This window comes from Pseudoxanthomonas sp. YR558 (genome assembly GCF_900116385.1).
GTDB lineage: Bacteria > Pseudomonadota > Gammaproteobacteria > Xanthomonadales > Xanthomonadaceae > Pseudoxanthomonas_A.
The window spans coordinates 1145553-1170790 of record NZ_FPCI01000002.1; the positions used below are offsets into that span (position 1 = coordinate 1145553).

21 protein-coding genes and 1 tRNA gene are annotated in these 25238 nt (G+C 66.3%); 17 read left to right on the plus strand and 5 right to left on the minus strand.

Translation table 11 applies throughout. The features are described from left to right. Window positions 1–10 precede the first annotated feature (10 nt). From BM365_RS16960 to BM365_RS17035, 16 genes are all read left to right on the plus strand, one after another. Entirely contained in the window at window positions 11–664 is a 654-nt protein-coding gene (locus BM365_RS16960) for an NADH-quinone oxidoreductase subunit J (protein ID WP_093490627.1), read from the plus strand. After that, window positions 661–966 carry an NADH-quinone oxidoreductase subunit NuoK gene (nuoK, locus tag BM365_RS16965; protein ID WP_056881218.1) on the plus strand — a complete coding sequence of 102 codons (306 nt, stop codon included), beginning with the start codon at window positions 661–663 and terminating at the stop codon, window positions 964–966. The genes BM365_RS16960 and nuoK overlap by 4 nt, the downstream gene beginning before the upstream one ends. A 16-nt stretch (window positions 967–982) precedes the next feature. Continuing rightward, a complete protein-coding gene (gene nuoL, locus BM365_RS16970; protein ID WP_093490628.1) occupies window positions 983–3202 on the plus strand; it encodes an NADH-quinone oxidoreductase subunit L in 2220 nt (739 codons plus the stop codon). A gap of 58 nt (window positions 3203–3260) precedes the next feature. After that, window positions 3261–4772 (plus strand): NADH-quinone oxidoreductase subunit M, encoded by a 1512-nt coding sequence (locus BM365_RS16975; RefSeq protein ID WP_093490629.1) that lies wholly within the window; start codon window positions 3261–3263, stop codon window positions 4770–4772. Between the two features lie 9 nt (window positions 4773–4781). Continuing rightward, complete coding sequence (gene nuoN, locus BM365_RS16980) at window positions 4782–6245, plus strand: NADH-quinone oxidoreductase subunit NuoN (protein WP_093490630.1); 1464 nt, start codon at window positions 4782–4784, stop codon at window positions 6243–6245. A 126-nt stretch (window positions 6246–6371) separates the two neighbouring features. Next, a tRNA-Met gene (locus BM365_RS16985) sits at window positions 6372–6448 on the plus strand. 178 nt (window positions 6449–6626) lie between these two features. Further along, complete coding sequence (rimP, locus tag BM365_RS16990; protein WP_093490631.1) at window positions 6627–7238, plus strand: ribosome maturation factor RimP; 612 nt, start codon at window positions 6627–6629, stop codon at window positions 7236–7238. 3 nt (window positions 7239–7241) lie between these two features. After that, on the plus strand, window positions 7242–8753 hold the full coding sequence (nusA, locus tag BM365_RS16995; protein ID WP_093490632.1) for a transcription termination factor NusA: 1512 nt from the start codon (window positions 7242–7244) through the stop codon (window positions 8751–8753). 92 nt (window positions 8754–8845) lie between these two features. Further along, window positions 8846–11494: a translation initiation factor IF-2 gene (gene infB, locus BM365_RS17000; protein ID WP_093490633.1), complete on the plus strand. Its 2649-nt coding sequence runs from the start codon at window positions 8846–8848 to the stop codon at window positions 11492–11494. 2 nt (window positions 11495–11496) lie between these two features. After that, window positions 11497–11868: a 30S ribosome-binding factor RbfA gene (gene rbfA, locus BM365_RS17005; protein ID WP_093490634.1), complete on the plus strand. Its 372-nt coding sequence runs from the start codon at window positions 11497–11499 to the stop codon at window positions 11866–11868. Between the two features lie 120 nt (window positions 11869–11988). After that, a complete protein-coding gene (gene truB / locus BM365_RS17010) occupies window positions 11989–12942 on the plus strand; it encodes a tRNA pseudouridine(55) synthase TruB (protein ID WP_093490635.1) in 954 nt (317 codons plus the stop codon). 153 nt (window positions 12943–13095) lie between these two features. Further along, window positions 13096–13356 carry a 30S ribosomal protein S15 gene (gene rpsO / locus BM365_RS17015; RefSeq protein WP_093490636.1) on the plus strand — a complete coding sequence of 87 codons (261 nt, stop codon included), beginning with the start codon at window positions 13096–13098 and terminating at the stop codon, window positions 13354–13356. 184 nt (window positions 13357–13540) lie between these two features. Next, complete coding sequence (gene pnp / locus BM365_RS17020; RefSeq protein WP_056881227.1) at window positions 13541–15649, plus strand: polyribonucleotide nucleotidyltransferase; 2109 nt, start codon at window positions 13541–13543, stop codon at window positions 15647–15649. Window positions 15650–15792: 143 nt separating this feature from the next. Then, window positions 15793–17058 (plus strand): CynX/NimT family MFS transporter, encoded by a 1266-nt coding sequence (locus BM365_RS17025; protein ID WP_199186259.1) that lies wholly within the window; start codon window positions 15793–15795, stop codon window positions 17056–17058. 101 nt (window positions 17059–17159) lie between these two features. Then, entirely contained in the window at window positions 17160–17438 is a 279-nt protein-coding gene (locus BM365_RS17030; protein ID WP_093490637.1) for a hypothetical protein, read from the plus strand. A 33-nt stretch (window positions 17439–17471) separates the two neighbouring features. After that, the gene (locus BM365_RS17035) at window positions 17472–17798 is read left to right on the plus strand and encodes a hypothetical protein (protein WP_093490638.1); all 327 of its coding nucleotides are present in this window, start codon (window positions 17472–17474) and stop codon (window positions 17796–17798) included. Between the two features lie 22 nt (window positions 17799–17820). Here the strand turns inward: BM365_RS17035 and BM365_RS17040 are convergent, their stop codons facing one another. From BM365_RS17040 to BM365_RS17050, 3 genes are all read right to left on the minus strand, one after another. Then, window positions 17821–18978: an NAD-dependent epimerase/dehydratase family protein gene (locus BM365_RS17040; RefSeq protein WP_093490639.1), complete on the minus strand. Its 1158-nt coding sequence runs from the start codon at window positions 18976–18978 to the stop codon at window positions 17821–17823. Continuing rightward, entirely contained in the window at window positions 18975–20015 is a 1041-nt protein-coding gene (locus BM365_RS17045; protein ID WP_093490640.1) for a Gfo/Idh/MocA family protein, read from the minus strand. The genes BM365_RS17040 and BM365_RS17045 overlap by 4 nt, the downstream gene beginning before the upstream one ends. 76 nt (window positions 20016–20091) lie before the next feature. Then, window positions 20092–20967, minus strand: a complete 876-nt coding sequence (locus BM365_RS17050; protein ID WP_093490641.1) for a hypothetical protein — start codon at window positions 20965–20967, stop codon at window positions 20092–20094. A 526-nt stretch (window positions 20968–21493) separates the two neighbouring features. Here BM365_RS17050 and BM365_RS17055 point away from each other — a divergent pair. Beyond that, the gene (locus tag BM365_RS17055; RefSeq protein ID WP_093490642.1) at window positions 21494–22636 is read left to right on the plus strand and encodes an NAD-dependent epimerase/dehydratase family protein; all 1143 of its coding nucleotides are present in this window, start codon (window positions 21494–21496) and stop codon (window positions 22634–22636) included. Window positions 22637–22649: 13 nt separating this feature from the next. Here the strand turns inward: BM365_RS17055 and BM365_RS17060 are convergent, their stop codons facing one another. Both BM365_RS17060 and BM365_RS17065 read right to left on the minus strand, forming a co-directional pair. After that, window positions 22650–23678, minus strand: a complete 1029-nt coding sequence (locus tag BM365_RS17060; protein ID WP_139227452.1) for a hypothetical protein — start codon at window positions 23676–23678, stop codon at window positions 22650–22652. A 75-nt stretch (window positions 23679–23753) separates the two neighbouring features. Next, on the minus strand, window positions 23754–25235 hold the full coding sequence (locus BM365_RS17065) for a DUF1501 domain-containing protein (RefSeq protein WP_093490644.1): 1482 nt from the start codon (window positions 25233–25235) through the stop codon (window positions 23754–23756). Between the last annotated feature and the right edge of the window lie 3 nt (window positions 25236–25238).

Sequence of the window (25238 nt, forward strand, 5' to 3'; positions counted from 1 at the left end):
GGTCTGAAGCATGGATTGGGTCCTGATCAGTTTCTACGCCTTCGCCACCGTCGCGGTCATCGCCGCCGGCGCGGTGATCAGCGTGCGCAACCCGGTGCATGCCGTGCTGTGCCTCATCCTGACGTTCTTCTCGGTAGCCTGCACATGGCTGCTGGTGGGCGCCGAGTTCCTGGGCGTCGCCCTGATCCTCGTCTACGTGGGCGCGGTGATGGTGCTGTTCCTGTTCGTGGTGATGATGCTGGACATCGACATCGTGAAGATCCGCGAGGGCTGGGTGAAGTTCCTGCCCATCGGCCTGCTGGTGGCTGTGGTGATGCTGGGTCAGATGCTGGTGCTGATCGGCATCAAGGCGCGCACCGCCACGCCGTTCCCGGATAACGCCGCTTCCGCTGCCGCCGACGTTTCGAACACGGCCTGGTTGGCGCGCTCGCTGTTCACCGAGTTCCTGCTGCCGTTCGAATTCGCCGCCGTCATCCTGACCGTGGCCGTCGTGGCCGCCGTCATGCTGACGTTGCGCAAGCGCACGGGCAACAAGACGCAGGACCCGGCGGAGCAGTCGCGGGTCAAGGCCAGCGACCGCATCCGCATGGTGTCGATGCCGGCCGAGAAGCCGGTGCGCGAAGTGCCGGCCAGCGCGCCGGTGGAAGGGGAGGGCAAGGCATGATTTCCGTAGGCCACTTGCTGGCGCTGGGTGCGGTGCTGTTCTGCATCAGCCTGGCCGGCATCTTCCTCAATCGGAAGAACGTCATCGTCCTGCTGATGTCGATCGAACTGATGCTGCTGTCGGTCAACATCAACTTCGTCGCGTTCTCGCGGGAGCTGGGCGACGCCGCCGGGCAGATCTTCGTGTTCTTCATCCTCACCGTGGCCGCAGCCGAGGCCGCGATCGGCCTGGCGATCCTGGTCACCCTGTTCCGCACCCGGCGCACGATCAACGTGGCCGAAGTCGATACGCTCAAAGGCTGATGCACCGATGACCGGTATGGAAGTCCTCCTCTCCAAGAACGTGCTGCTGGCCATCGTGCTGGCGCCGCTGCTGGGCTCGATCATCGCCGGCCTGTTCGGGCGGCTGGTGGGCCGCGCGGGCGCGCACACGGCCACCATCCTGGGTGTGGCGGTCAGCTGCGCGCTCTCATGCTGGGTGCTGTATCAGCTGGTGGCGCAGGGCGCGTCGCCGTTCAACGAGAACCTGTACACGTTCTTCGAAGTCGGCAATTACACCGGCCACGTCGGCTTCATGATCGATAAGCTGACCGCGATGATGATGGTCGTGGTGACCTTCGTGTCGCTGCTGGTCCACGTCTACACGATCGGCTACATGGCCGAGGACCCGGGTTACCAGCGCTTCTTCAGCTACATTTCTCTGTTCACCTTCAGCATGTTGATGCTGGTGATGAGCAACAACTTCCTGCAGCTGTTCTTCGGCTGGGAAGCCGTCGGCCTGGTGTCCTACCTGCTGATCGGCTTCTGGTTCAAGCGCCCCACGGCGATCTTCGCCAACATGAAGGCGTTCCTGGTCAACCGCGTCGGTGATTTCGGCTTCCTGCTGGGCATCGGCTGCGTGCTGCTGATGTTCGGCACGCTCGACTACGCCACCGTGTTCGCCAATGCGCCCATGTTGGCGGGCAAGGTCGCCCCGGTTTGGTCCGGCGCCATCACGATGTTCGGCCACACCACGCAGATCCTCGACCAGCCGGTCGTCTGGTCGATGGCCACGTTGACCTGCATCTGTCTGTTCATCGGTGCGATGGGCAAGTCCGCCCAGGTGCCGCTGCATGTATGGCTGCCGGATTCGATGGAAGGCCCCACGCCGATCTCCGCGCTGATCCACGCCGCGACGATGGTGACCGCGGGCATCTTCATGGTGGCGCGCATGTCGCCGCTGTTCGAGCTATCGCAGACCGCGCTGGACTTCGTGCTTTTCATCGGCGCGACCACGGCGCTGTTCACCGGCTTGATCGGCATCGTGCAGAACGACATCAAGCGCGTAGTGGCGTATTCCACGCTGTCGCAGCTGGGCTACATGACCGTGGCGTTGGGCGTGTCGGCTTATTCGGCGGCGGTGTTTCACCTGATGACGCACGCCTTCTTCAAGGCGCTGCTGTTCCTGGCGGCCGGTTCGGTCATCATCGGCATGCACCACGAACAGGACATGCGGAAGATGGGCGGCCTGCGCAAGTACATGCCCATCACGTGGATCACCAGCCTGATCGGCACGTTGGCCCTGGTCGGCACGCCGTTCTTCTCGGGTTTCTACTCGAAGGACACCATCATCGAGGCCGCCAAGCACCACCAGCACGTGGCGCACGAGTTCGGCGGCCAGATCGCGGAGATGGGCATGATGGCGCCGCAAGACGTGCACGGCCCGAGCGTCTGGATCGCCAACTATGGTTATTGGGCCGTGCTGCTCGGCGTGTTCGTCACCAGCTTCTACAGCTTCCGGCTGCTTTACCTGACCTTCCATGGCAAGGAACGATTCCGCGACGCGCACGACGATCATGCCCACGGCCACGAGGCGCATGACGATCACGCGCACGACGACCATGCCCATGACGATCACGGGCATGGCCATCACGGCGCGCACGAGCCGCACGAGTCCCCGTGGGTCGTCACCTTGCCGCTGGTGCTGCTGGCGATTCCGTCTATCGTGATCGGTTTCTTCACCATCGGTCCGATGCTGTTCGGTACCGATTGGGCGGGCCACCATGAGGTGACCCCGTTCTTCCTGGGCGCTATCGACTTCATCACTCCCGCATCGGACACGGTGGCGGCGCTCAAGGAAGAGTTCTGGCACGGCCCGATGGGCTATGCCTGGCATGGCATGCAGATGCCGCCGTTCTGGTTGGCTTTCGGCGGCTTCGCGCTGGCGACGTTCCTGTACCTGTTTAAGCCCGAGCTGCCCGGCAAGATCCGCAGCAGCGCCATCGGTGCCTTCTTCACCAATATCCTGGACAAGAAGTACTGGGCCGATCATCTATGGATCAACGGCTTCGCGGGCGGCGGCATCAAGTTGGGCCAGGCCTCGCGTGCGATCGACAGTCATGTCATCGACGGCGCGGCGGTCAACGGCATGGCGAAGCTGGTGGACGTGGGTGCGCAGCTGCTGCGCAAGACCCAGTCCGGCTACCTGTACCACTATGCGTTCGCGATGATCATCGGCCTGATCCTGCTGCTGGGCGCGGTCATCAAGTTTTGGCAGTAACGACCTGACGTAGCCGCTCGCGGAACGTCCTGGCGAAGAACTCAACGGATATCACAACGTGTCGAACTGGCCCCTGCTTAGTGTTCTGATCTGGCTGCCCATCCTGGGCGGCGCGCTGGTGCTCGCGCTCGGCAACGCCCGCGCGAACGCAGCCCGCTGGCTGAGCTTCGCGGTCGCGGTGCTGACCTTCGTGTTCAGCCTGGGCCTGCTGAGCGGCTTCGACTACGCCAACCCGGGCCTGCAGTTCGTCGAAAGCCACGCGTGGATCCCGAGCTTCGACATCCACTACAACCTGGGCGCCGACGGCATCGCCGTCGCTCTGCTGCTGCTCAATACGCTGATCACGGTGCTGACGCTGGCGGGTGCGTGGGGTTCGGTGAACAAGCGGGTGGCCCAGTACGTGGCCGCGTTCCTGATCCTCGAAGGCCTGACCAACGGCATCTTCGCGTCCAGCGACGCGGTGCTGTTCTACGTGTTCTTCGAGGCGATGCTGATACCGATGTTCCTCATCATCGGTGTCTGGGGCGGTCCGCGCCGCATCTACGCGTCGTTGAAGTTCTTCCTGTACACGTTCCTAGGCTCGGTGCTGATGCTGGTCGGCCTGGTGTACCTGTACGTCAAGGGAGGCAGCTTCCAGCTGGCCGACCTGTACGCGATGCCGCTGTCCGCGAAGGAGCAGACCTGGCTGTTCTTTGCCTTCCTGATCGCGTTCGCGGTGAAGATCCCGATGTTCCCGGTGCACACGTGGCTTCCCGATGCGCACGTGGAAGCGCCGACCGCGGGCTCGGTGATCCTGGCAGCGATCGCGCTGAAGATCGGCGGTTACGGCCTGCTGCGTTTCAGCCTGCCGATCGTGCCGGACGCCGGCCACGAGTGGTCTACCTTCGTCATCGTGCTGTCGCTGATCGCGGTGGTCTACGTGGGCCTGGTGGCGCTGGTGCAGGACGACATGAAGAAGCTGATCGCTTATTCGTCGGTCTCGCACATGGGCTTCGTCACGCTGGGCATTTTCATCGCCTTCACCCTGGTGCGCGATTACGGCAACCTGGACGGCGCGCGACTGGGCCTGCAAGGCGCGATGGTGCAGATGATCAGCCACGGTTTCATTTCGGGCGCGATGTTCACCTGCGTGGGCGTGCTGTACGACCGCATGCACACGCGCATGATCAAAGACTACGGCGGCGTCATCAACACGATGCCGTGGTTCGGTGCATTCTTCATCCTGTTCGGCATGGCCAATTCGGGTCTGCCGGGTACCAGCGGGTTCGTTGGCGAGTTCATGGTGATCCTGGCCAGCTTCCAGCAGCACCCGTTGATCGCCTTCTTCGCCGCCGCCACGCTCGTGATCGGCGCCGCGTACACGCTGTGGTTGGTGAAACGCGTGATCCTCGGCGACGTGGCCAATGCCCACGTGGCCGAACTGAAGGACGTCTCCTTGCGCGAGGCGGTGGTGCTGGGTGGCTTCGCACTGTGCGTGCTGGCGCTGGGCGTGTACCCCAAGCCGCTGACCGACCTGATGGAGCCGTCGATCGCGCAACTGGCGATGCAGCTCGCCAACAGCAAGCTGTAAGGAAGAACCATGACGACGCCGATGCCCATCTCCGCCGCCGACCTGCAGCCGCTGCTGCCTGAGTTGACCCTCATCGCCGGTGCGTTCGCACTGCTGATGCTGGACCTGTTCCTGGATGCTTCCCGTCGCGTGCTCACCCACGCCCTGGCGCTGGCCGTGATGGTCGCCGTGGTGTGGATGCTGGCCACGGGCGTGGGCGGGCAGGGCAGTGTGTTCAGCGGCATGTTCGTGCGCGACACCCTGGCCGACGTCAGCAAGGTCGTGATCGTCGCGGTCAGCGCGCTGTCGCTGGTCTACGGCTGGCCCTACCTGCGCGAACGCAACCTGTATCCGGGCGAGGCGCCCGTGCTGGTGATGTTCGCCACCGCCGGCATGATGATGATGGTGTCCGCGGGCAGCCTGGTGATGATGTACCTGGGCCTGGAACTGCTGGCGCTGTGCTCTTACGCCTTGGTCGCGTTGAACCGCGACGACGGGCTGTCGACCGAAGCGGCGATGAAGTACATCGTCCTCGGTTCGCTCGCATCGGGCCTGCTGCTCTACGGCATGTCGCTGGTGTACGGCGCCACCGGTTCGCTGCACCTGCCCGCGATCTTCCAGGCCACGGGTGATGCGCTTGCCGGTGGCGGCGACCAGCGTCTGTTGTTGCTTACGGGCGTGGTGTTCATGGTGGCGGGCGTGGCGTTCAAGCTGGGTGCGGCGCCGTTCCACATGTGGCTGCCGGACGTTTACCAAGGCGCACCGACGCCGGTGACGCTGTTCATCAGCGCAGCGCCCAAGCTCGCAGCGTTCGGCATGGCGTTCCGCCTGCTGCAGGACGGCGTCGGCCCCGCGGCCGCCCAGTGGCAATGGTTGCTCGCTGGCCTGGCCGCGGCCTCACTGGTGATCGGCAACGTCATCGCCATCGCGCAGACCAACCTCAAGCGCATGCTGGCGTACTCCACGGTGTCGCACGTGGGCTTCCTGCTCGTCGGCTTCGCCGGTGGTGGCGAAGTCGGTTACTCGGCGGCCCTGTTCTACGCGATCAGCTACGCCATCATGTCGGCTGCCGCTTTCGGCGCCATCATCGTGCTGTCGCGCCAGGGTTTCGAGGCCGACAAGATCGATGATTTCAAGGGCCTGAACGCCCGCAACCCCTGGCAGGCCGGCCTGGTGCTCTGCGTGATGGCGTCGTTGGCAGGCATTCCGCCGTTCCTGGGCTTCTGGGCGAAGCTCGTGGTGCTGGGTGCCGCGCTGAATGGCGGTTTCCTGTGGCTGGCGATCCTGGGCGTGCTGTGCGCGGTGATCGGTGCGTTCTACTACCTGCGTGTGATCAAGGTGATGTACTTCGACGAACCCGTGGGCGAGTTGCCGCCGCCGCGTGCGGATCGTGTGGTGCCGCTGGTGTTTGGCGTCAACGCGCTGGCCCTGCTGGCCTTGGGTATTGCCTGGAACCCGATCATGGCGTGGTGCAAGCTGGCGTTCGCCGGCTGAGGCGCGCAAGCCCTTGATTGCTGCCGGTGGCGTTACACCGGCGACGCGCGATGAACGCGTTGTTTCAATTTGGTGCATGGCAAGGCTTGCAATGCACCGCCGTATTCATCATAATTTCGCTTCTGCTGCGGGGTGGAGCAGTCTGGCAGCTCGTCGGGCTCATAACCCGAAGGTCGCAGGTTCAAATCCTGCCCCCGCTACCAAGTTTTCCGGTTCATCGGTCGGTACTGCCGATTCGATGTCCGGGCAACTCGGGCACGCAACGACGCATGTTCCCGTCGTTGCACCGACATCCAGCGTTATCGGACAAGGGGCCCGTAGGGCCCCTTGTCGTTTCTGGCGTCATCCGATCCGCATCCACGACACCACGGCACAGACCACGTGAGCGAGAAGGCCAACCACATCGTCGAACTGCTCGCCCCGACCGTCCAGGCGCTGGGGCTTGAGTTGCTCGGCATCGAATACCTGCCGGCCCCCGGCGGCGCGACGCTGCGCCTGTACATCGACGTGCAGGAAGCCGAGCGCGCCACCCGCCACGTCAACATCGAGGACTGCGAAGCCGTCAGCCGCGAGGTTTCCGCGCAGCTGGACGTCGAAGACCCGATCACCGGCAATTACACGCTGGAAGTGTCGTCGCCCGGCGTGGATCGCCCGCTGTTCAGCCTGGCCCAGTACGTCCGCTTCGTGGGCGACTCGGCCAAGGTGGTCATGAAGCTTCCGCAGGATGGCCGTCGCCGCCTGCAGGGCGTGATCAGCCGCATCGAGGGTGGCGACATCGTGTTCACCGTCGATGGCGCCGAGCTGAAAGTCGCTTTCGACAACATCGACAAGGGTCGCCTGGTTCCCGACTGGGCGGCTTTGGGCCTGGCGCCCGAGAAACCCGGTGGTGCCCGCAAGGCTCCCGCCAAGGCGGGCGACGCCAAGCGTGCGCCGGCCAAGAAAGCCAAGAAAAAACCCAACCAACCGGCGGCCCGCAAGCCGCGCGCGGAGTGATCAATGAGTAAGGAATTGTTGCTGGTCGTGGACGCGGTAGCCAACGAGAAGGGCGTGCCGCGCGAAGTCATCTTCGATGCCATCGAAGCCGCCCTGGCGTCCGCCGCCAAGAAGCGCTACCTGGATCAGGACGTGCAGGTGCGCGTCACCATCGACCACAAGGACGGCAGCTACGAGACGTTCCGCCGCTGGGAAGTGGTGGCCGACGACGTGGTGATGGAATCGCCGGATCGCCAGATCCGCCTGATGGACGCCGAGGACGAAGCCGAAGGCGCCGAAGTGGGCGACTGGATCGAAGAGAAGATCGAGAACCCGGATTTCGGCCGCATCGCCGCGCAGGCCGCCAAGCAGGTCATCGTGCAGCGCGTGCGTGAGGCCGAGCGCGCACAGGTGGTCGACGCCTGGAAGGACCGCGTGGGCGAGCTGGTCACCGGTGTCGTCAAGCGCGCCGAGCGCGGCAATATCTACGTGGACCTGGGCGGTAACGCCGAGGCCTTCATCCCGAAGGACAAGGGCATCCCGCGCGACGTGCTGCGCGCCGGCGACCGTGTCCGCGGCTACCTGTTCGACGTGCGTTACGAACCGCGCGGCCCGCAGCTGTTCATCAGCCGCGCTGCCCCGGAATTCATGATCGAGCTGTTCAAGCTCGAAGTGCCGGAAGTGGGCCAGGGCCTGGTCGAGATCAAGGCCTGCGCGCGCGATCCGGGCGACCGCGCCAAGATCGCCGTGCTCGCGCACGACACCCGCACCGATCCGATCGGTGCCTGCATCGGCATGCGCGGTTCGCGCGTGCAGGCCGTGAGCAACGAGCTCAACGGCGAGCGCGTGGACATCGTGCTGTGGAACGACAATCCGGCCACCTTCGTCATCAACGCGATGGCGCCGGCCGAAGTGCAGTCGATCATCGTCGATGAAGAGAAACACTCGATGGACCTGGCCGTGGCGGAAGACCGCCTGGCGCAGGCGATCGGCAAGGGCGGCCAGAACGTCCGCCTGGCCAGCCGCCTGACCGGCTGGCAGCTCAACGTCATGACCGCCGACCAGGTCCAGGCCAAGAGCGAGGCCGAGCAGGCCGTCGCCCGCCAGCTGTTCATGGACAAGCTGGAAGTGGACGACGAAATCGCCGCCATCCTGGTCGCCGAAGGCTTCAGCACGGTCGAGGAAATCGCCTACGTGCCGGTCGGCGAACTGCTGGCCGTGGAAGGCTTCGACGAGGACATCGTCGAAGAGCTGCGCTCGCGTGCCCGCGATGCGCTGCTGAATGAGGCGCTGGCCGAGGAAGAAGGCCTGGAGGAGAACCACCCGGCCGAGGACCTGCTGGCCCTGGAAGGCATGGACGAGGAGACCGCATTCGCGCTCGCTTCGCACGGCGTCCGCACCAGCGAGGACCTGTCCGACCTGGCCGCCGACGAAGTGGTCGAGTTCGGCATCGAGGGCCTGGACGGCACGCGCGCCGCCGCGCTGATCCTGGCCGCCCGCGCCGAGGAGATCGCCCGGTTGGAACGCGGCGCATGAGCCAGCGATGAACACCGCCCTGGCACCCGCAGGGCTTAGAATCCGCGTTCCCTTCTGGGTTGGAGGGGCGCAACACAGAACCTAGGATCCGAATGTCGCAGCAAACCACCATCCGCAAGCTTGCCGAACTGGTCAACACGCCGGTCGAGAAACTGCTGGAGCAGCTGGCCGAGGCCGGCATGAGCTTCAGCGGCCCCGACCAGGTCGTGACCAGCATGGAAAAAGTGAAGCTGCTCGGCTTCCTCAAGCGCTCGCACGGCAAGACCGAGAGCGTTGCGGATGATGCCGCGCCCAAGAAGATCACCCTGGCCCGTCGCAAGGTCCAGGAAGTGACGGTCGCCGCCGGTCGCAGCAAGACGACCGTCAACGTCGAAGTGCGCCAGAAGCGCACCTACGTGAAGCCGACCGACGCCGAATCCGCCAGCACCAACTGGCAGAACGAGGCCGATCCCGAACGCGCCGAGATCCTGCGCAAGCTGGAGGAGTCCCGCCAGCGCAACCTCGACGAACAGCAACGCCTGGCCCAGGAAGATGCCAAGCGCGCCGAGGAACTCGAGCGCCGCCGCCAGGAAGAGGCCGCTGCCCGCGCCGAGGCCGATGCCGCGCGCGCGCAGGCCGATGCCGAAGCCGCCGCGTTGGCGGCCGGTGCCGTGGCCGTGGATGGCGACGAGACCGCGCGTCCGGCCAAGACCGGTACCCCGGGGCACCACGTGCCGAAGATGGTCGTGCGCAAGGATCCGCCGCGCACCGACGATCGCAACAATGCCGCCGCCGCCAAGCACAAGACCCGTGGTTCCCACGCGATGGTGGCCGGCGTCGAGGACGACGACAACACCAGCCGTTTCGCCGGCCAGCTGCACCTGTCCGCGGCCGATCGTGCCCGTCGCGGTGCTTCGCGCGGCAAGCCCAAGCCGCCGCGCCGCCATGAGCAGAGCCGCGGTGGCGGCGGTGCGCACGGCTTCGAACGTCCGACGGCCCCGATCGTGCGCGAAGTGGCGATCGGCGAGACGATCACCGTGGCCGATCTGGCGCAGAAGCTCGCGCTGAAGGGCGGCGACGTGGTGAAGGCGTTGTTCAAGATGGGCGTGATGGCCACCATCACCCAGTCCATCGATCACGACACCGCTGCGCTGATCACCGAAGAGCTCGGCCACAAGGCCGTGCACGCCGACGCCAACGACGTCGAGAACGAACTGCTCGCGCACTCCGAAGAGCAGCAGGGCGAGAAGGTCGCGCGTCCGCCGGTGGTCACCATCATGGGCCACGTCGACCACGGCAAGACCTCGTTGCTGGACTACATCCGCCGCACCAAGATCGCCAGCGGCGAAGCCGGCGGCATCACCCAGCACATCGGCGCCTACCACGTCGAAACGCCGAAGGGCGTCATCAGCTTCCTGGATACCCCGGGCCACGCCGCGTTCACCGCGATGCGTGCCCGTGGCGCCAAGCTGACCGACATCGTGGTGCTGGTCGTGGCCGCGGACGACGGCGTCATGCCGCAAACCCGCGAAGCCATCCAGCACGCGAAGGCGGCCAAGGTGCCGCTGATCGTGGCCGTCAACAAGATCGACAAGTCCGACGCCGACCCGCTGCGCGTGAAGAACGAGCTGCTGGCCGAGGAAGTGGTTGCCGAAGATTTCGGTGGCGACACCCAGATGGTGGAGATCTCCGCCAAGACGGGCCAGGGCGTGGACAACCTGCTGGACGCCATCTCGATCCAGGCCGAACTGCTGGAACTGAAGGCCGTGGAAGACGGTCGCGCCAGCGGCGTGGTCATCGAATCCTCGCTGGACAAGGGCCGCGGCCCGGTCGCGACGGTGCTGGTGCAGCAGGGCACCCTGAAGAAGGGCGATTACCTGGTCTGCGGCATCCAGTACGGCCGCGTGCGTGCGCTGTTCGACGAAACCGGCAGCCAGCCGGCTTCGGCGGGTCCGTCGATCCCGGTGCAGGTGCTGGGTCTCTCCGGCGTGCCGGAAGCGGGCGACGACTTCGTCGTCGTCGGCGACGAGCGCCTGGCCAAGGATGTGGCGCAGCAGCGCGACACCAAGCGCCGCGAGTCGCGCCTGGTGCAGTCCGCCGGCAGCCGCATGGAAGACATCATGGCGCAGCTGGGCAAGGGCGAAGGCCAGCTCAGCCTCAACCTGATCGTCAAGGCCGACGTGCAGGGTTCGGTGGAGGCGCTGCGTCATTCGCTGACGGCGCTGTCCAACGAATCGATCCGCATCAACATCATCCACTCCGGCGTGGGCGGCATCACCGAGTCCGACGCGAACTCCGCGGTCACCTCGAAGGCCACCGTCATCGGCTTCAACGTGCGTGCCGACGCCTCCGCGCGTCGCATCATCGAAGCCAACGGCGTGGACCTGCGTTACTTCTCGATCATCTATGACGTGATCGACCAGGTGAAGCAGGTGGCGTCCGGCCTGCTGGGCGTGGAGATCCGCGAGGAAATCATCGGCATCGCCGAAGTGCGCGACGTGTTCCGCAGCTCCAAGTTCGGCGCGGTCGCGGGCTGCATGGTGGTCGAAGGCACGGTCAAGCGGAACAAGCCGATCCGCGTGCTGCGCGCGAGCACCGTGGTGTTCGAAGGCGAGCTGGAATCGCTGCGCCGCTTCAAGGAGAACGTCGACGAAGTGCGTAATGGCACCGAGTGCGGTATCGGCGTGAAGGCCTACAACGACGTCCAGCCGGGCGACCAGATCGAGTGCTTCGAGCGCATCGAAGTGCAGCGCACGCTCTGATCATGCCGACCAAGTCGTTCCATCGCACCGACCGCGTGTCCGCCCAGCTCCGCCGGGAGCTGGGTACGTTGGTGCACGAGGCCGTGCGCGAGCACGGCCTGCCGTCGGTCAGCGTGTCCGACGTCGAAGTCACCCGCGACATGGCGCACGCCAAGGTGTTCGTTACCGCGTTGATGCCCGAGCGTTCCATCGAGGCCGTGAAGGGCCTGAAGGAACTCGCCTGGGGCCTGCGCATGGAACTGGCGCGTCGCGTGAAGATGCGCCACGTGCCGGAGCTGCATTTCCACTACGATGATTCCGTCGATCGCGGCGAACGCATCGAGAACCTGCTGCGCGACCTGCCGCCGCCGCCGGCCGACGACGACAACGCGTAAAGCGGTAGCCCACGTTCTCCGTTGGCCTGTGGCCATGGCGGCGTCGGTGCATCAGCATCGCGGGCATGGACCCCATGCGGGCCAGGATGCCTGCTCCCACCAAGGAATGCGCGCGCTCCGATGTCGCTGCCGAAGCTCAAATTCCGTCCGCTGGATGGCCTACTGCTGCTGGACAAGCCCCAGGGCATGAGTTCGAACGCGGCCCTGCAGGTCGCGCGGCGCCTGTTCCGGGCGGAGAAGGGCGGGCATACCGGCAGCCTGGACCCGTTGGCGACCGGCCTGCTGCCCCTGTGCTTCGGCGAGGCGACCAAGATCGCCGGTTTGCTGTTGGGTTCCCGCAAGGCTTATGACACCGTCGCGGTGCTGGGCACCACCACCGATACCGATGACGCCGATGGTGCGCCGCTGCGCGAACGCCCGGTGCCGCCGCTGGACCGCGCGAGCGTCGAGGCCGCGCTGGCGCCGCTGATCGGCCGCATCCGCCAGCGCGCCCCGATCTACTCGGCCCTAAAGCAGGGTGGGGAGCCGCTTTACACCAAGGCCCGTCGCGGCGACGTCATCGAAGCGCCCGAGCGCGACGTCGAGGTCCACGGCATCGAGATCCTGGACATCGCACCCGGACGCTTGTCGCTGCGGGTGGAATGCGGTTCCGGCACCTACGTGCGTAGTTTGGTGCGCGACCTCGGCGAAACGTTGGGGTGCGGGGCGCATGTTGGGGCGTTGCGACGTCTGTGGGTCGAGCCGTTCAGGCAGCCGCAGATGTATCGCCTGGACGACCTACAGGCGCTGGCTGAACAGGGTGGCGAAGCCGCACTCCAGGCCTGTCTGCTGCCTATAGAGTCAGGTCTTACCGGATTCCCGCGTGTCGATGTCGACGCTACCGGCGCGCGTCGCCTGGCCCAAGGCCAGCGTCTGCCCGGCTATCCCGTCAGTGACGGGCCGGTCGCGGTGCATGGGCCGGAAGGGCGCGTCCTGGGGCTTGGCGCCGTGTCGGGAGACGGAACACTGTCGCCTCAGCGCCTGTTCGCCTGGACGGTCGCTGGCACGGCCACCAAGGGCGGCAACAGTCAATAAAACCTTGTTTCACAAGGGCCCGGCGGCTACACTACGCCGCCGGTTTTATGCCGGCACCTCAGTTATTTCCCGTTTCAAGAATGGCGAGCCAGGCGGTGCGCGCGGAGGACAGCCCGCGTTCCTGCAGGCCACGCATCACAACAGAGAGAAACCATGTCCATCGATACCCAGAAAGTCATCGCCGAGAACGCCCGTGGCACCAACGACACCGGCTCCCCGGAAGTGCAGGTCGCCCTGATCACCGCTCGCATCGAGCACCTGAGCGGCCACTTCAAGACCCACAAGAAAGATCACCACAGCCGTCGTGGTCTGTTGCAGCTGGTCAACCGCCGCCGCAGCCTGCTTGATTACCTCAAGAAGAAAGACAACGAGCGCTACAAGACCCTGATCGAAAAGCTCGGTCTGCGTCGCTGATATACCCCCGACCGCGGCGCAGAGATGCGCCGCGGTTTGCATTTCAGGGAACGGAATGCGCTGCATCCGCTGGCCGCACCGGGCCCGCCCTCCTCAGTTTCATCGGCCGGACGCATCCGGCCAGCCGCACGCGACAAGGGTCGCGTGAGGTCCAACCCGAACAAGGCATCCCAAGGAAACCCCCGTGGCAAAAATCACCAAAACCTTCCAGTACGGCAAGCACCAGGTCACCCTGGAAACCGGCGAAATCGCCCGTCAGGCCGGCGGCGCTGTCATCGTCAAGTTCGACGACACCGTGCTGCTGGTCACCGCCGTGGCGGCGAAGTCGGCCCGTGAAGGCCAGGACTTCTTCCCCCTGACGGTCGACTACCAGGAGAAGTTCTACGCCGGCGGCCGCATCCCCGGTGGCTTCTTCAAGCGCGAAGGTCGCGCGACCGAGAAGGAGACGCTGATCTCCCGTCTGATCGATCGCCCGCTGCGTCCGCTGTTCCCGGAAGAATTCCGCAATGAAGTGCAGGTCATCGCCACGGTGATGTCGCTGAACCCGGAAATCGACGGCGACATCCCGGCCCTGATCGGCGCCTCCGCCGCCGTCGCCCTGACCGGCGCGCCGTTCAACGGCCCGATCGGCGCCGCGAAGGTCGGCTACATCAACGGCGAGTACGTGCTGAACCCGACCGTCAGCGAGCTGAAGGACTCCAAGCTCGAGCTGGTCGTCGCCGGTACCTCCAACGCCGTGCTGATGGTCGAATCCGAAGCCGCCGAGCTGTCGGAAGACGTGATGCTGGGCGCCGTGATGTTCGGCCACCGCGAAATGCAGAAGGTCATCAACATCATCAACGAGCTGGTGGTCGAAGCCGGCACGAAGAACTGGGACTGGTCCGCACCGGCCAAGAACGAAGCGCTGGTCTCCGCGCTGAAGGAAGCCGTGGGCACCCAGCTCGACAGCGCCTTCCAGGTGCGCGACAAGCTGCAGCGCCGCGACGCGATCTCGGCCATCAAGAAGGATGTCCTGCAGCAGCTGGCCGGTCGTGCCGAAGCCGACGGCTGGGCCGCCGGTGCGCTGTCGAAGGAATTCGGCGAGCTGGAATACCAGACCATGCGCGGTTCCGTGCTGGCCACCAAGGTCCGCATCGACGGCCGCGCGCTCGACACCGTTCGCCCGATCTCCTCCAAGGTCAGCGTGCTGCCGCGCGTGCACGGCTCCTCGCTGTTCACCCGTGGTGAGACGCAGGCGATCGTCGCCGTCACCCTCGGTACCGCACGCGATGGCCAGGTGATCGACGCCGTCGGCGGCGAGTGGAAGGACCACTTCCTGTTCCATTACAACTTCCCCCCGTTCTCGGTGGGCGAAGCCGGCCGCATGATGGGCCCGAAGCGTCGCGAAATCGGCCACGGCCGCCTCGCCAAGCGCGGCGTGCTCGCCGTGATGCCGACGATGGAATCCTTCCCGTACACGATCCGCGTGGTCTCGGAAATCACCGAGTCGAACGGTTCGTCCTCGATGGCCTCGGTCTGCGGCAGCTCGCTGGCGCTGATGGATGCCGGCGTGCCGATCACCGCACCGGTCGCAGGCATCGCGATGGGCCTGGTGAAGGAAGGCAACGACTTCGTCGTGCTGAGCGACATCTTGGGTGACGAAGACCACCTGGGCGACATGGACTTCAAGGTCGCCGGTACCGCCAACGGCGTGTCCGCGCTGCAGATGGACATCAAGATCGAAGGCATCACCGAAGAGATCATGAAGCAGGCGCTGACGCAGGCGAAGGCCGGCCGACTGCACATCCTGGGCGAAATGGCCCACGCGATGACCGCACCGCGCCAGGAACTGAGCGAGTTCGCGCCGCGCCTGATCACCATCAAGATCCACCCCGACAAGATCCGCGAAGTGATCGGCAAGGGCGGTTCGGTGATCCAGGCCATCACCAAGGAAACCGGCACCCAGATCGACATCCAGGACGACGGCACCATCACCATCGCCTCGGTGAACGGCGCCGCCGGCCAGGCCGCGAAGGCCCGCATCGAGCAGATCACGTCCGACGTCGAGCCGGGCCGCATCTACGAAGGCAAGGTCGCCAAGATCATGGACTTCGGTGCGTTCGTCACCATCCTGCCGGGCAAGGACGGCCTGGTGCACGTCTCGCAGATCTCCAACGATCGCGTCGAGAAGGTCAGCGACGCGCTGAAGGAAGGCGACGTGGTCAAGGTCAAGGTGCTGGAAGTCGACAAGCAGGGCCGCATCCGCCTGTCGATCAAGGCCGTGGAAGAAGGCGAGGGCGTGTCGGCCGAGTAAGCCGCACGACATCGCGATGCGATACGGAAAAGCGGGCTTCGGCCCGCTTTTTCTTTGTCCACCTTCCGAACACCAGGCACGCAGGACACAGCGTCTCCATGCGTGCGAAGAAAGCGATCATGACGTCGACGATAATGGCGGCCATGGATTCGACGAACACACGCGCAGGCGCACCGGCGGCGCTCTGGTCCGGCCGCGGGCTGGTATTGCTCGGCATCGTGCTGTCCGCGTTCAACCTGCGCACGGCCGTCACTTCGCTGACGCCACTGCTCGACACGCTGGGCGATACATTCGGTTTTGGCGCCACCATGACCGGCGTGTTCGGCATGCTGCCGACGGCTGCGTTCGCGTTGTTCGGCGTGGCGACGCCGGCGCTCGCGCATCGCATCGGCCTGGAGCGGACCGCGTTGCTGGCGATGCTGTTGGCCATGCTGGGTCTCTTGCTGCGCAGTGCCGCAGGCGATACCACCGCGTTGATGGCCGCGTCGCTGACCGCGCTCGCCGGCATGGGCATCGGCAACATCGTGTTGCCGCCGCTGGTGAAGCGCTACTTCGCCGATCGCGTGGGCACGGTCAGCACGCTGTACATCACCGTGCTGCAGGCCGGCACCATCCTGCCCGCGTTGGTTGCGGTGCCGGTGATGGAAGCCGCCGGCTGGCGCATCTCGCTGGGCCTGTGGGCGGTGTTCGCCGCCGCATCGGCGGTGCCGTGGTGCCTGGTGCTGTGGCAGGAACGCAGCAAGGCCTCGCCCCTGGCGCGCACGCACGATGCAGCCGTCACCGTCGACGATGAAGCGCCCGAACTCGCCGCACCGCGTCCCGCCGGTCGCGCGTGGCGTTCGCCGGTGGCCTGGGGCATGGCACTGATGTTCGGCATGACCTCGCTGGTGACCTATTCGATGTTCACCTGGCTGCCGAAGCTGTTGGTCGAAGCCGGCGGCACGCCTGCATTGGGCGGCACGATGGTGGCGCTGTTCTCCACGCTGGGACTGGTGGCCTCGCTCACCATGCCGTTGATCGCGGTCCGCATGCGCAACCCCTTCATCGTGGTCGTGGTCTGCGCCGGCTTCTACGCTTCCGCTTTTGCTGGCCTGCTGCTGGCGCCGATGGCAGCGCCCGCGCTATGGGTCGCGCTGCTCGGCTTGGGGCCGAGCACCTTCCCGCTGTCGTTGACGATGATCAACCTGCGCACGCGCACGCCGGAGGGTTCGGCCGCGCTGTCGGGCTTCATGCAGGGCGTGGGCTACACCTTGTCCTGCGCGGGACCGCTGGCGTTCGGCCTGCTGCACGAATACACGCATGGCTGGGCGTTGCCGATGGCGTTCCTGGCGGCGTGCGTGGGCGTATTGCTGGTGGGCGGTTACCTGGCCTGCCGGCCTCGGTATCTGGAAGACACCTGGCATGCGTGAGTAGGATGGGGGAGAGCGGCAAGCGTCCCCATCACGCTGGCTTCCCTGTGTTGCGCGATGGGTGTGGCTTCACTCGACCCATCCCCTGATCCGGCGTGGCCATGATGCGCATCGACAAGGCACAACTCCGACAAACGATCATCGGCACCGGCACGGTGGGTGCCCTCTTTGGCATGGTGCCCGTCCTCGCGGTCCTGGCATTCGAATCGGAATACGGCCGCCACGCGGCGCCCGCCCGCTCATGGTTCGTCCAGGCCTTCGAGCTCGGTCTGGTCCTGCTGGGCAGCATCGCGTTCTGCATCATGGTCTTCGGCCTCGTGCCCATGGCATTGCAGCTCGGCTTCGTCTGGCTGGCGCGCCGCTGGACCGGGCGCGCCTGACACGGCACCCTTGTCGTGGACCTTGATCGAGGCGTGTCCTACGTGATCTTCGTCGTCGAAACGGAAGAACGCGCGCTTACGGTCTATCCGAGCGAAGCCGAGGCGGTTGCGTATTGCGAAGGACTCGACGTGGAAGCGGCGGTGTGGTTGTTCTGGGCGTCGGACGGGTCTCCCCTCCAGCCGGAATTCACGATTCCCAACACGCGTGGTGGGTTCACTGTCGGGAACGGAACCTATCACCTGGTACCGGCCGAACCCGATCATCACGCACCCCTGAGCGAGGCGCTCGACGAGATCCTGCGGCTTGAATCGAATCCGTTCTTTACATCATTGGCGGACGTCAGGGCTCATCTGGCTTGAGCGCTGGACGCGGCGGGCGCGATCAGATCATCCGCGCGAACCGCATCCAGTCCGCCGTGCGTTGCGCGCCGAGTTCGAACGAGTGCGCCGGCGCCCAGCCCAGCCGTTCTTTGGCGAGTTCGTTCGACACCCAGGAGCGGTAGGCCTCGCGTACCACCCGGCCTTCGCTGGGCATGCGTACCGAGGGTGCATCCCCGACGTGCGCGGCAGGGCGACGGCCCTGCAGTCGCGACTTGATCATGATCTTCTGCTCGGGGGTGATGCGCCGGGCGACCATTTCCTTGGTGCCGCGGATCAACTGCCCCAATGACGGGATGGTGCCGAGCTGGGCATGGAAGGCGGGGGAGACCGCCAGCCGCACTGCCGCCTTGACGCTGTCGCGCGCACGCGGTCGCCTGGCCTTCCAGTACGCGGAGATCTCGTCGAGCGAGTGGTCGTGGACGGTTTTCGCGCCCTCCACCATGCCGGCGAAGGTGGTGATGAAATCGCCCCAGGAGGTGCGGCCGTCGCCGTTGATCAGGAACGCACCGCCGACCGCGTCGTCGCGCTCCAGCGACGCCATGATCGCATCGCAGACGTCGTCGACGTAGACCGCGTTGCAGATGCCGCGGCCGCCATCGATCAGGCTGATCTTGCCCGCCCGCGCGTCCTGCACCACCGGGGTGACGAAGAAGCTGAAAGGTCCGTAGACGATGGTCGGGCGCAGAATGACCGTCTCGAGCGCGCCGCGCTTGCCGGCGGCCGCGACCACCGCTTCGGACGCTGCCTTGGCATCGGAATAGACCTCGCCCCAGCGCTCGATCGGTGCGGTGGCCTCGGTCAACACCTCAGGCTTCGGCGACGGCCCGTGCACCGCCATCGAACTGACGTGGACGAAGCGGCGGACGCCGGCACGCGTGCAGGCATCGACGAGTTGCCGTACCTGCTTCTCGGCGCTCTCGTCGTCGCCGTGGGCGAGGTTGACCACGGCGTCGCAGCCTTCCACCGCGCGCGCCAGGCTGGCGGCATCCATCATGTCGCCGGCCACCAGGTCGACGTCGAGCCGGGCGATGCGTGCGGCGCGCGAGAAGTCGCGCACCATCGCGCGGTACGGCACGCGGTACTGGAGCGACAGCAGTTCGCACAGACGCGAGCCGATGAAGCCCGTAGCGCCGGTGACGAGGATCCGAGTCGGCGTCATGCCATGGCCTCCTTGTGCGCCATCCACGGCTGCGCCATCGGCGTGCGCCGGGCATAGGCGGTCTCGATGACGGCGAGCGCACGCAGGGCGGATTCGCCGGTCACGAACGGCGCCCGCCGTTCGCGGACCGCACCGATGAAGTCTTCCAGCTGCAGGCGGTAGTGGCTACGCGCGTCCCAATGCCGGGCGCATGGGATCTGCATCTCCATCGGCCCGCGGCGCGTGTTCCTGTGCAGGGTCAGCATGCGCGGTTCGGAGGTCGAAGCTTCGAGCGTGCCGCGCTCACCGACGACCCGGATGCTGCGGCGCAGGCGGTGCGACCAGCTGAATTCCAGGCGCGCCGGCACCGGACGCCCGCCGATCTGCAGGGTGCCGGTGAGCTTCGCGTTGCTCTCGAAGCCACCGAACGCATCGTCCTCGTAGGCGATGTGGTCGAGATCGCCGAACAGCCACAGCATCCGATCGAGCAGATGCACACCGGTATCGAAGAGGACGCCGCCGCCGGTCGCGCTGCGGTCGAAGTAGCTGTTGCTCGCCATGGGCCAGTCCAACAGCGCGCCGTCCTCGACGATCACCTCGCGGACCTCGCCGATCTCGCCGTCGTCCACCAGGTCGGCCAGCCAGCGGTTGTGCGGGAAGAACCGCATCATCAGCGCGACCGCCAACACGCGGTCGGTCCGGCGCGCGGCATCGACCATCCTCTGGCCGTCGGCGACGGTGATCGCCAGCGGCTTCTCGCACAGTACGTCGATGCCCATCTCCATCAACTGGAGGGCGACGGGCGCATGGAAGCGCGGCGGAACGGCGACGATGGCGGCGTCGACCTTGCCGGCCAGGTCGGCGAGCTCGGTGGTGATCTCCGCATCGAGGCCGCTGGTGAGCGCGGTCCGCGTCGCATTGCTGCGCTCGCGGTCGCACAGCACGGTGACTTCGACGCGACGGTCCGCGGTGATGACCGGCAGATGCGCCTCGCGGGTGATCGCGCCACAGCCGACAATGCCCAGCCGCACGGGCCGGTTCGAATCGAGATTCGTCAAGGTTCCTTCCCCCTATCCACACATCCGATACGGGAATAGGGGGGCAAAGCGGCCATGGGCCGTAGGCGTGGCGCCTTCAACCGCCCAGCTTGATCTCCAGCTTCGCCCGCATCTGCCGGCGGAACGTGTTGGCCAGCGTGGCGAAGCCAGCGCCGGTAGGGTGCATCTCGTCGAGCCACTGGTCGCTGCGGGTCAGCACGCCGCGCAGGTCGACGAAGTCGAAGACCTTGCCGGTGGTGCGGTCGTCGCGCAGCGGCACCAGCACGCGGTCGACGAAGCCGTCGATCAGCAGACGGGCGAACTCGCGCTGTTGTTCGATGCGCGGCAGCACATGCGCGACCTTGTTGCCGATCCACGGGCCCACGCCTTTCTTCAGCAGCGCGGCGGCCCCCAGGTTGCCTAGGGTCAGCTGCGCCGCGCGGCCCAGCTCGCGTGGGTAGTCGTAGGTGTGCGCCAGGATGGGCGTGTGCGGACGAATGGCCTGGAAGGCGGTGACGAAGGCGCGATAGCGGTCCAGCACCTCGGCGTAGCGGCCCGTGTCCACGACGCGCTGGAACGCCGCCGTGGGGCTCATTGGCGACGCGCCGCGGAATGTCGTCTGCAGGAAGGTATCGACGAAGTCATTGCCGCCGGCGCTGATCAACACCAGGTCGAATGCAAAGCCGCGGTACCACGAGGACAGATCGCGGATGCCGCGCGTGGTGAACATGTCGACCGCCAGGTCACCGCTGTCCTCGGTACGGAAGAACAGACCGCCCGCGCCGAACAGCGGCACGCCCTTCTTTTCGTCCTCGGGCGCGGGGTACACCAGCCAGTCCAGCAGGTTCATCGACAACGGCGTCGAGAACCACGAGTCACCCTCGCAGAACACGATCGGCGTGGAGGCGAAGGCCTCCGGCTTGCGGGCGAGCGCCCGGTACAACGTGCGGAACTCACCGCGGCGGGTGGTCATCAATGACTGCGAAGCGGGCATTGTGTTTCTCCATGGGGCAGGGGTCCCCTGAGGGACCAACGCACGCGGTGGGCCAGGGCGGCCGTCACGCGCTGCAGACGACACCGCGCGCGTCGATACTGACGTGGTGCGGGTGACGACTCATCCCACAGAAGCGGCGTGCGAGGCTTCGGCACTTGAAGCGACAAGCGTATCTGGCTCGTGCGCGACATTCTCGTGTCGCCGGCGAAACGCTGAAGGTCGCACGCGCGTCTTTTTCGCTGACGTGTCAGAGGCCGAATCTCGCCTGCGAATCTTCCAGAATCGATGACGAGCCCCCGAGGGTCGCGCATGACACGCGGGGTGCGGCGCATGAGGTGGGAGGTGTCGAAGGCCGGCCTATCGGCGCCGTGTTCCGGGCGCGCGCGGCCTCCGTCGTCCCGGCCATACCGAGCGTTCACAGGAAGTCACAACGACTTCCGGCAGGGGTTTGCCGACCGGGGCGGTGCTATCTAGTCGGTTTCCTGACACCGCTGGGGAGCACCGCATGACCACCCGTCGTGACCTGTTCAAGCTGGGCGCGCTGGCCGCTGCCGCGGCCGCGTTGCCGTCGTTCGCCTCCGCCGCCAGCGAGGCCAAGCCCGTGGGCAAGGCGGCCAAGCCGCTGAATATCCTGATCCTCGGTGGCACCGGCTTCACCGGACCGTTCCAGGTCGAGTACGCGCTCAAGCGCGGGCACAAGGTCACGCTGTTCAACCGCGGCAAGCGCCCGTCGCCGGAGTGGCCGTCGGCCGTCGAGCAGTTGCACGGCGACCGCAACACCGGCGACCTCGCCGCGCTGAAGGGCCGCAAGTGGGACGTGTGCATCGACAACCCCACCAGCCTGCCGTTCTGGGTGCGCGATGCCGGCCAGGTGCTGAAGGGCAACGTGGGCCACTACCTCTTCATCTCCACCATCTCGGTGTATGCCGACGGCAGCAAGCCGGGCATCAACGAGGCCTCGCCGCTGGCGCAGTACAAGGGCAAGGATGCGATGGCCGAAACGCAGCAGACGCTGCGCGCCGACATCGAGAACCTCTATGGCCCGCTGAAGGCGCTGAGCGAAGCCGAAGCGCACAAGCAGTTCGGCAAGAACGTCACCATCGTGCGGCCCGGTTACATCGTCGGCCCGCGCGACGAGACCGACCGTTTCACCTACTGGCCGCATCGCGTGGCGCAAGGCGGCGAGATCCTGGTGCCGGGCGATGGCCAGGACCCCATCCAGATCATCGACGGCCGCGACCTGGGCGAATGGATGATCCGTTTGGCCGAGGCGCGCACGCTGGGCACCTTCAACGCCTGCGGCCCGGACTATTCGCTGTCGATGGACGCCATGCTCTACGGCTGCCAGGCCGTCACCGGCGGCGGCATGACGCTGACCCACGTGCCGCCCGCGTTCCTTGACGAGCAGCAGGTCGGCCTGCCGATCTGGGTGCCGTCGAAGGACAACCCGTACGCGGGCTACGGCGCGGTCAGCAACCAGCGCGCGGTCGCCGCGGGGCTCACGTTCCGTCCGCTCGCCACCACGGTGGAAGACCTGCTGGCGTGGTTCCGCAGCCTGCCGGCCGAACGCCAGGCGAAGCTGGGTGCGGGCATCCCGCGCGAGAAGGAAGCCGAACTGCTGAAGGCGTGGCACGCGCGCAAGGGCTGAGGCTTGCGCGCTGTCAGGGCGATCCGCACTCCTGGCGCTCCACGTCGCGGGTATGTCCGAACACCGCGCCACGCACGTTCGCGGGGAGTGCCGGCTGCGCGCGCAGGTGGTCCGCCGCCTGCGCCCGCGCACGAGCCAGGGAGGCGGCGTCCAGATCCTGCTCCAGATTGCGCACGGTCTGGTCGATGAAAGACCGCGGCGTAGCGAAGCGCACTTCATCGCGCATCAGCGACTGCGCATACAGATAGAGCGCGAGGGCCTGCGATCGGTCGGGTGTCACCGCCTGCGCCAGCAGGTGGCGTCGGCCGGGTTGTGCGGGATTGTGGGCCGCGGCAAGCGCGAGGACCGTGGGCAGGTCGCCTTTGGCGATCGCGCGCTTTGCGAGGGTTTCCGCTTCGCGCTGGTAGACGCGCAGGTTGTCCAGGTTTTCCAGCGTTTCGTTCATGCGGAATGCGTTGCCGACCGCGTAGTGGCGCATCGCCACGACGTTGCCGCCTAGCGCCGCGGTGCGCCAGTACTGCAGGCGTTGGCGAGCACTGATCGCAGGCACGCCTTCGCAATGCGCGCTTTCCTCCAGCACGCGTTCTGCACCTGCAGCCACCGCCTGTTGCGTCTGGCGAATCGTAGCCTGCAGTTCGGGGGTCATCCTGGTGCCGGGTGGCAGGCGGACGTTCGTCGACCTCATGGCCTCCGAGACGCTGGACAACTGCATTGCGATGCGGTCGCAGTACTCCATCTCGGCCGCGAGCCTGCAAGCGGCATCCGGCTCGCCCGCATCCGCGCGTGCGCGCAGGTCGGGCAGTACGTCGCGCAAAGGCCGTGCGGCGTCGGGCAACGGTCGGTTGGTCGGCCGTGATCCTGCATTCACGGGGCGCGAGGGCGGAGCCAATTCAGTGCGTGCGGCATCCCGCGCGGGTGAATCCGCTCCTTCCGACGTCACGGTTGTCGGGCCCTGGGTGCGCCCCAGCCACCAGCCCAGTCCACCCACGGCGAATACCAGCAACAGTGCGGAGAACCCGCGGTACGCGCGCGATACAGGCATCCTTGTGATCTCCCGGCATCCATGGCGAGCGTCTAGCTCACCATGGCGATGCGCCGAGGGCAAGCCGCCTTCGGATCAACGCTCCCGGCGCACCAGCATGCGATCCACCGGACCGCGACGCTGCCAGTCGGGCACGACGCGTTCGGCGGTGGCGCTGTCCGAGGGTGTCGCGGTCGCCGCGCCCGGCACGACCAGCGAAGGAATCGATGCCGTGACGGCGGCCTCTTCCAGCTTCGGCGCGAGGTCGGTGCCCTGCACGAGCCCCAACGGCGCGTAGCCGGCGTAACCCGGGAATACCTGGCTGAGATTGGCGTTGCCCATCCGGCGGATCAGGATTTCCGAGAGCACGCGGCGGTAGTCGGTGGTCACCGGCACGTCGCCGAACGTGGGCGAGAGTGTTTCCGGATTCAGGCCGGGCCAACTGCCGTAGAAGCGACGGCCGTTGACCGCGCCGCCCAGCACCAGCATCGGATTGCCATAACCATGATCGGTGCCGCCATTGGCGTTCGCGCGCACGCGGCGGCCGAATTCGGACTGCACCACCACGGTCACCCGCGCCATTTCGCCGGTGCCGTTGAGTTCGGCGTAGAACGCGGCCAGCGCGGCGGACAGTTCGTTGATCTTGTTCTGGTAGTAGTTGTAGCCGCTGCCGGCGGTGCCTTGGCCTTCGTGCGTGTCCCAGCCGCCGAGATCGAGCGTGGCGTAGCGCAGGCCCAAATCGAAGCGGATCGATTGCGCGATGGTCCACAACTGCTGGGCGAAGTTGCCGGTCGGCCAACTCGCCGGCAGGCTGGCGTAACCCTGCTGGCCGATCAGGCGCAGTGCGCCATCGGCGCGACGGCCGGCAGTCTCGAGCCCAGTCTGGCCGTTCCACAACGCCCCCACGGTTTCGGCCACGCCGCGCAGCCCGGCGGGCGAATCCGACCGCGTACGCTGCCAGCTCCACGCCGTGGTGTTGAGCGAGAAGTCGGAGGGGCTGCTCATCGTCATCGCATCTACGGCGCCCATCAATCCGGCGGGTTGTGTGCCGCTGATGCCGAGAGCGGGCAAGGTGCCGGTGCCGTTCGGTCGCGTTTCCCACGCGCGGGTCATCCAACCGGTGGGTGAGCCGTACTTCCCAGGCGTGCCCAGGTCGATGTACAGCTGCGCATCGAAATGGCTGCGGGTCACCGTGGTCGCCATGCCGCAGGCGTGCACGATGGCGAGCTTGCCGTCGTTCCACAGATCCCGCAGGCCCGTGGCCGAGGGGTGCAGGCCGAAGCCGGTGTCCGCACCGCCGGACAGCGTGAGCGGCAACGCGCCATAGGCGCCGCTGGTCTCGATCTTCAGGCTCGGTCGTGCTTCCTCATAGAAGCCGCGGTCCACGCCGCCCGTGGGCACGACCAGGTTCAGCCCATCCAGGCCGCCGCGCAGAAACAGGTGCACGACGGTGTCGTAGCTGTTCACAGCGGCTTCCACAGGGTCGGCGAACATCAGCGTCCCGCCCGTGGCGCTGACGATGGCGGCGCTGCTGCAGCCTTTGACGAATTCGCGTCGGGTCAGTTTGAAATCGCGCATGGC